This is a genomic window from Nocardia asiatica NBRC 100129 (assembly GCF_000308415.1).
Classification (GTDB): Bacteria; Actinomycetota; Actinomycetes; order Mycobacteriales; family Mycobacteriaceae; genus Nocardia; species Nocardia asiatica.
Genome location: NZ_BAFS01000287.1, coordinates 1 through 7,014, shown reverse-complemented (window position 1 = coordinate 7,014; position 7,014 = coordinate 1). Strand labels below are relative to the sequence as shown.

9 protein-coding genes are annotated in these 7,014 nt (G+C 69.8%); 4 read left to right on the top strand and 5 right to left on the bottom strand.

Annotated features, from left to right (window positions below; translation table 11 throughout):
• From ON27_RS28125 to ON27_RS28115, 3 genes are all read right to left on the bottom strand, one after another.
• Positions 1 to 193, bottom strand: a 193-nt coding sequence (locus ON27_RS28125) for a zf-HC2 domain-containing protein (RefSeq protein ID WP_043734211.1), incomplete at its 3' end; no start/stop codon positions are given.
• Entirely contained in the window at positions 190 to 729 is a 540-nt protein-coding gene (locus ON27_RS28120) for a sigma-70 family RNA polymerase sigma factor (RefSeq protein ID WP_280411445.1), read from the bottom strand. The genes ON27_RS28125 and ON27_RS28120, both read right to left, overlap by 4 nt.
• Before the next feature lie 132 nt (positions 730 to 861).
• A complete protein-coding gene (locus ON27_RS28115) occupies positions 862 to 1,506 on the bottom strand; it encodes a YqgE/AlgH family protein (protein ID WP_043734210.1) in 645 nt (214 codons plus the stop codon).
• A gap of 137 nt (positions 1,507 to 1,643) precedes the next feature.
• Here ON27_RS28115 and ON27_RS28110 point away from each other — a divergent pair, with 137 nt between their 5' ends.
• Positions 1,644 to 2,405, top strand: coding sequence for a lysophospholipid acyltransferase family protein (locus tag ON27_RS28110; RefSeq protein ID WP_043734209.1), 762 nt, complete (start codon positions 1,644 to 1,646; stop codon positions 2,403 to 2,405).
• A 4-nt stretch (positions 2,406 to 2,409) separates the two neighbouring features.
• Here ON27_RS28110 and ON27_RS28105 read toward each other — a convergent pair whose 3' ends face one another.
• On the bottom strand, positions 2,410 to 2,721 hold the full coding sequence (locus ON27_RS28105) for a GNAT family N-acetyltransferase (RefSeq protein ID WP_043734208.1): 312 nt from the start codon (positions 2,719 to 2,721) through the stop codon (positions 2,410 to 2,412).
• Positions 2,722 to 2,879: 158 nt separating this feature from the next.
• Here ON27_RS28105 and ON27_RS28100 point away from each other — a divergent pair, with 158 nt between their 5' ends.
• Entirely contained in the window at positions 2,880 to 4,466 is a 1,587-nt protein-coding gene (locus ON27_RS28100) for an alpha/beta fold hydrolase (RefSeq protein WP_043734207.1), read from the top strand.
• Positions 4,467 to 4,538: 72 nt separating this feature from the next.
• Positions 4,539 to 5,654, top strand: coding sequence for a glycerate kinase (locus tag ON27_RS28095; protein ID WP_043734205.1), 1,116 nt, complete (start codon positions 4,539 to 4,541; stop codon positions 5,652 to 5,654).
• Here ON27_RS28095 and ON27_RS28090 read toward each other — a convergent pair.
• Positions 5,651 to 6,001 (bottom strand): winged helix-turn-helix transcriptional regulator, encoded by a 351-nt coding sequence (locus ON27_RS28090; RefSeq protein ID WP_043734204.1) that lies wholly within the window; start codon positions 5,999 to 6,001, stop codon positions 5,651 to 5,653. The two genes, ON27_RS28095 and ON27_RS28090, sit on opposite strands and share 4 nt — an antisense overlap.
• Before the next feature lie 144 nt (positions 6,002 to 6,145).
• Here ON27_RS28090 and ON27_RS28085 point away from each other — a divergent pair.
• Positions 6,146 to 7,014: NAD(P)-dependent oxidoreductase (locus ON27_RS28085; RefSeq protein ID WP_043734212.1), on the top strand; the 869-nt coding region annotated here is incomplete at its 3' end.

Sequence of the window (7,014 nt, the reverse complement as noted above, 5' to 3'; positions counted from 1 at the left end):
CTCGATCATCGCAATCGCGATGCGGTTTCACGAGGGCGAGCATGCCGGGCAAGCCCGCGAACTCGGCCACGGCCGCCCAGCAGTCGGGGCAGCCGGCGAGGTGGCTCTCGTACCGGAGGCGCTCGTCGCGGGTGAGGGAGCCGAGCACGTACGCCGCGTCCCACGTGGTGTAGTCGTCGGTGATATCCGTCATGGGTTCGTCACCCCCATCTCCTGTAGTGCCAGGCGCAATGCGCGCATGCCGTAGTGCATCCGGGACTTCACCGTGCCCGCCGGGACGTCGAGCTCCTCGGCGATCTGGTGGGTGGACAGTCCCCGGTAGTAGGCCCGCACGATCACCTCCCGGTGGTCGGCGCTGAGCCTGCCGAGGGCGTCGGCGACCAACCAGCCGTCCAGCGCGCGGTCGGACTGGTCCGGTGTCGCCCGTTCGGGCGGGTTGTCGGTGCGGAACTCGCGCCTGCTGCGGGCGCTGCGATGCTCATCCACGGCGAGATTGCGCGCCACGGTGAACAACCAGGCCCGCGCCGAGGTGGTGGACTGATCCAGGACGTTCGGGCGCTGCCAGGCACGCAGCAATGTTTCCTGCACGATGTCCTCTGCCCGGCCCCGGTCCCGAACCAGGCCGAGCGTGTACCGCCACAGTGGGGTGGCGTGATCGCGATAGAGAGCCCGCATCAATTCGTCGGACTGGTCGTCGGACCGGCCCTTCTCGCCGCGTATCTTGCGCACAACTGGATACCTCTCCGCTCGAGTTGCGGGGCCGGTCGGTGGGCGCACCCGATGAGTCACCCATGCTCTTGCCGGTTCAGTTGTCGTGTCTCATGTCGTGTCTCCTTCGGTCCCTTCGAGGAGTACACGGTCTCAGTTGCGTTCGAGTTCAATCGGGTGTGAAGCGAGCAGGGACAGCGGGAGCGGCTGGCGGCGCAGCACGTGCGCCCACAGGTCGGGACGGCCCGAGCTGATCGGGTCGGACGGCAGGGCCGACAGCACGATCCAGTCGTCGTTCTCCAGCTCCCCCTCCAGCTGCCCGAAAGTCCAGCCCGCGTAACCCGCGAAGATCCGGATGCCCTCCACGAGCGGGGCGATCCGCTCGGGATCGGCGTCCAGATCGACCAGGACGACGCGTCCGTCGATGCGGCGCAACCCTGGCACGCCCTCGATCCGCGCGCCCACCCGGACGGTGCCCAGGCACAGCGCGGCATCGCGTTTCACCGGGCCGCCGATGAACAGCGTGCGCGGCGCCGCGACGGCGTCCGTCCAGCGGGGCAGCACCTCGTGCACCGCCGTGTCGCTCGGGCGGTTGAGCACGACGCCGAGGCTGCCCGCCTCGTTGTGCTCGATGATGTAGACGACGGTGCGCCGGAAGGTCGGTTCGACCAGTTCGGTGGACGACACCAGCAGTGTCCCGGCACGAACCACCTGTTCGCCGTGCCGGTAATCGCGTCGCCTGCGATCGCCGTGCCCGCCGCGAGTCTTCCGATCGTCCGGGTCTTCTGCGCGTGCCACTCCGACATCATCGCAGCTGTTCGCTCACATTGCGCCCTCTGCGGCTCACTTCCGTGTTCCGGATTTGCCGAGCTGGACGCGGAGCGGACGCCGGAGGCCCCGTTGCCCTGCCGACGCGACATCGTAGAGTCCAGGACATGGAACCTCCCGAGGTGCGCCTCGAGAACAGCGACACCGTGTACGACTTCTATCGCGATCATCGCCAAAACCGCTTGCAGGCATGGGGGGCCTACGCCATTCTCGGCCGCCGCTACCACCCACGCGTCACCTACGCCCAAGGCGCCAGGGAAGCGCTGCGCGCGGTGGTCCAGCAGGGAAGGCCGCTGCTGCTGGCGATCAATCACCTCTCCGAGAGCGACCCCTACACCGTGGCCGCCGCGGCGTGGCGCAGCGGACTACGGCGGGTGATCGGCCGGGTGCGGGTGCTGGCCAAGGACGAGCTGTTCGCCGATCCCGACCAGCGGCGCAAGATCGACATGATGGGCGGCATCCCGGTGTTCCGGGGCAAGGACCACGGCATCCGCGCGGTGAACGCCGCGGGCCAGCGCATGATGGACATCTGCGCGGAGCGGATGGCCCGCGGCGACGGCATCGCGGTCTTCCCGGAGGGCACCTGCAACGACGTGGACCCGGCCCGCGTGCAGGCGGTGGGCTCCGGCATCGGGCATATCGCGTTCCGCGCGATGAAGCTCGGCGCGCAGCCCGTGCTGGTCTCCATGGCGTTGAGCTACGGACCGCGCACGGACCCGGCGGTGCAGCCGACGAAGGAGGAGGCCAAGGGGGCCAGCTTCCACTTCGGTGTCCCCGTGCTCGACCTGCCGCCCCGGCCCGGCGACATCGCCCGGCTGGTGCGCACGGATCTGCAGAAGGCGCTCGACGCCGCCGTTGCGGCGTACTGAGGCTCTACTGCGGCAGATTCAGCCGGTCGCGCGCCCAGTGCGGCACCATCGCGAGGTATTCGGGGCGGGTCTCGATGAAGTGGTTGACCGTCCGGCACATCGGCAGCGCGCCGAGTTTGTCGTCGCGCGTGCTGTTCAGGGCGGTCTCGACCAGGAGCCGCGCGTAGCCCTGGCCCTCGTACCGCGGGTAGATCTCGGTGTGCACGAACGCGCGCTCGGACGCGGTGTCCTGGTATTCGGCGTAGCCGGCGATCGCACCGTCGACGTAGATCTCGAAGCGTTCCAGTGCGGTGTTGTTGTTGACCTCGGTCGACATGGCTCGACGCTACTCCGCGCGCCGGTGTCCGGGTTAATCACACTCCGGTGCGGGCGAAATCCCGCCACCGACTTGTCTGTCCCGGCGAGCCTGCGCAGAATGCTCTTGGTCGGGTCCGTCGTCGCGCGCGAGCGGGCAGGCTCGGGGAGGTGCGGAACATGAAGAGGACACCGCGGGTTTCGCGGGTCGCGGCCACCGTCGTCGCCGTGGGTTTGCTCGGGGGTTCGATCGTCACCGGCGTCGCGGACGCCGCGCCGCGAGTCACGTTCGGTCAGTGTCCCGAAGGGGCCGTGCCGGCCGACCGGGGCGTGCGGTGCGCCGTGATCAGCGTGCCCATGAACTACGCCGAACCGGACGGGCCGAAGATCGAGCTGACCGTCAGCCGGATCACCGCGACAGGCGAGCGGGAGGGTGTCCTGTTCGCCAACCCGGGCGGCCCCGGCGCGGACGCTCTGGACTTCTGGGCGCGCCGGGTGGAGGTCTTCCCCGCCGCGCTGGCCGAGCGTTACGACCGGGTGGCCGTCCAGCCGCGTGGGTTGCGCTGGGCGACGCCGCTGGCCTGCGCAGGCACGAAGAACGAAGAGAGGCAACAGGTCTCGCTCGGCGGTGGCAACCGCGACGAGATCAAGAAGGCCTGTGACGCGGCGCAGCCCGGTTATCTGGACGCGATCACCACCGAGAACACCGCGCGCGATCTCGACGCGGTGCGCGCCGCGCTCGGCCTGGAGCGGATCGGGTACCTCGGCACGTCCTACGGCACCTATCTCGGCGCGGTGTACGCGGCGCTGTTCGGCGACCGGGTGGACCGGATGATCCTGGACTCCAACGTCAACCCGGACTGGGTATGGACCGAGGAATTCGCCCAGCAGCAGGTCGCGGGCAAACAGCGCTTGGACGATTTGTTCGCCTGGATCGCCGAACACGACGACGAATACCACCTCGGCGACACCGCACTGCAGGTCTACCGCAACTGGGTCCGGTTGGCGGCCGCCCAGGGCGGCGGCTGGTACGCCAACCTGACCCCACCGCCCGCCAGCGTCGGCGACCTGCCCGGCGCGCTGCCCGAACCACTGGCCGAGATCGCCAGGGACGGTTACACCGGCAGCGTCGAGCAACTCGGCAAATTACAGAACCTGTTGCGCACCCTGGTGAGCGGCGGCGTCTCCGCGCAGGTGCCGCTGCTCGGCGCCACCACCGTGGCCACCTACACCCGATCCTTCTGGCCGACCTTCGCCCGCGCGATGGCCGACGCCGCGGCCGATCCGCCGAACGTGCAGCGGCTGCGGGCTATCGAGGGCGCGACCTCGACCGATCCCACCGGCCGATGGGTGTTCAGCGCCATCACCTGCAACGAGAACGCCGTGCCCGGCAAGCCGGAGCTGCTCGGCGCCGCGGTCGGCACCATCGCCTCCGGCGGCAACGCCATGGACGCGCGGGCCGACCTGGTGCGCTCCGGAATGGCCTGCGGTTCCTGGAAGCCCGTGACGAAGCCGGTGCCGATCACCGGCGCGGGGCTGCGCACGCCGCCGTTGGTGCTGCAGAGCCGCCATGACGCGCTGACCAAGTACGAGGGCGGTCCCGCCATGGCCGCGGCACTCGGTGGTGCGCTCGTCGTAGTCGACGGCGGCGACCACGGCACGTTCGGCCGCGGCAACCCGGCGGTGGACGAGGCCGTGCTCACCTATCTGCGCACCGGAAAAGTCGACATCACCCAAGCCGGCCAAGCTCCGCTGTCGGCGAGCTGAGCATTCCGCGCGCGGCACCGACGCAGACAGTGTCGTGGTGCGGTCGGTCCGGTCGCGTTCCAGAATGTGGGGATGACGCGTTCACGAGTGATCCTCGCTCCGGACAAGTTCAAGGGGTCGCTCGCCGCGTCGGAGGTGGCGGCGGCGCTCGCCGCCGGAGTGCGGCGAAGCGCCGCGGACGCCGAGATCCGGCAGGTGCCGGTCGCCGACGGCGGTGACGGCACGGTCGAGGCGTTCGTCGCGGCCGGGTGGACGCGCGTGGAACTGACCGCTCCCGGACCGACCGGCATGCCGCACCGGACGTCGTATGCCCGCCACGATGACATCGCGGTCGTCGAACTGGCCGCCGTAGTCGGCCTGGCGATCCTGCCGCAGCGGCAGCTCGATCCGTTGCACGCGAGCACGTTCGGGCTCGGGGTCGTCCTGGCGCACGCCATGGACCACGGGGTCACCGAGATCGTGCTCGGCCTGGGCGGCAGCGCCTCCACCGACGGCGGCGCGGGCATGTTGCGGGCACTCGGCATCCGCGTCCTGGATGCCGACGGACGGGAATTGCCCAGCGACGCCGCGAGCTTGGCCCGCGCGGTGCGGCTGGACCGGGCGGGGCTGCACCCTGGCGTCGCCGGTACCCGGTTCACGCTGGCCTGTGACGTCGACAATCCGCTGCTCGGGCCGACCGGCGCGGCGGCGGTGTACGCGCCGCAGAAGGGCGCAGGCCCCGCCGAAGTCGACGTCCTCGAATCCGCGCTCGCGAACTGGGCGCGACTCGTCGGCCCCGAATACGCGCGACATCCCGGCGCCGGCGCGGCCGGCGGCACCGGTTTCGGCGCGCTCGCCGTGCTGGGCGCGCAGGTGCGCAGCGGCATCGAGGTCGTGCTCGAACTGCTCGATTTTTCCGCCCTGCTCACCGACGCCACCCTCGTGATCACGGGCGAGGGCTCGCTCGATCGGCAGAGTCTGCACGGCAAGGCGCCGGTCGGCGTGTGCGCGGCCGCTCGCGAGGCGGACGTCCCGGTGGTCGCCGTGGCGGGCCGCACGCTGCTCGCGCCCGACGAGATCCGGGCTGCGGGCTTCGCGGACTGCTATACGCTCGCCGACTTGGAACCCGACCCGGAACGATCGATGGCCGAGGCGGCGGCGCTGCTCGAGCGGGTCGGCGCGCGGATCGCGATCGAGCGGCTGGCTTAGCTGGCCGAAGCCAACAGGTTCGCGGCCAGTTCGTGCCGGTGCCGTTCGCCCCACTCCTCGAGCGGCCGCAGCGCCACGGCCAGTTCCTCGCCGAGCGGCGTGAGCGAGTACTCGACCCGAGGCGGAACCTCGGGATAGACCTCGCGGTGCACCACGCCACTGGACTCGAGCTGCCGCAGGTTCTCGGCGAGCACCTTCTCGCTGACCCCGTCGAGGAGCCTGCGGATCTGGCCGAAGCGCTGGGGGCCGGTGCCGAGCACCCACATCAGGTGCATCTTCCACTTGCCGCCGACGACATCGATCGCGACCGTCATGCCACACACATCGTGATCCGCGTCACTGTTCATGCCCACCGCGCTCCTTTGACCTCGTTTCGAACCTCGAGGTAAGCAACCGCACCCCGACGTTCGGTCTTCCCGACTCTACCTGCGGGAACGACGATGAATTCCGGCGCCGACGCAAATATCGAACGATTACCGAAGGGATCCAACATGTCCGAGCAGACCACCGCCCGTGCTGTCTCCGTCGTCGGCCTCGGGCCGATGGGGCAGGCGATGGTCCGGGCCTTCCTGGAAGCGGGCGTCGAGGTGACGGTGTGGAACCGCAGCCCCGAGAAAGTCGACGCCATGGTCGAACTCGGCGCCAAGCGCGCCGCGACCGTCGCCGACGCGCTCGACGCCAACGAGGTCACCGTGCTCAGCCTCACCCACTACGCGGCCATGTACGACGTGCTCGGCCAGGCGACCGGCCACTTGAAGGGCAAGGTGATCGCGAACCTGTCCTCCGATTCGCCGGAGAAGGCCCGCAAAGGCGCGGAGTGGGTGCGCTCGCACGGCGCGCAATTCCTCTCCGGCGGTGTCATGTCGGCGGGGGACAACATCGCCCATCCGGCGTCCTACATCTTCTACAGCGGCCCGCGTTCGGTCTTCGACGCGCACGCCGAGTTGCTGCGGCCGCTGAGCCCGCAGGAATACCTCGGCGCGGACGACGGTCTGGCGCAAGTCTTCTACCAGGGACTGCTGACCATCTTCCACCCCTGGTTGCTGGCCTTCGACCAGGCCACCGCGATGATCGACCGCTCCGGCCACGACATCGCCGCGTTCGTCCCGTTCGCGATCCGCTCCGCCGCCGCGTTCCCCTATTTCATGGAGGAGTTCTCGGTCGCCAACCAGAACGGCGGCTGGGCTTCGCTGGCCAGCCTGAAGATGATGGACGCGGGCGCGCAGCACGTCATCGACGCGAGTGAAGAGGTCGGTGTCGACGCCGTCCTCTCGCACACCGCCCAGGAGCTCTGGCGCAAGGCCGTCGCCGCCAGCGAGCAGGCCGGAAAGCCGATCTCCACCTACGCCCTTCTTCGCAA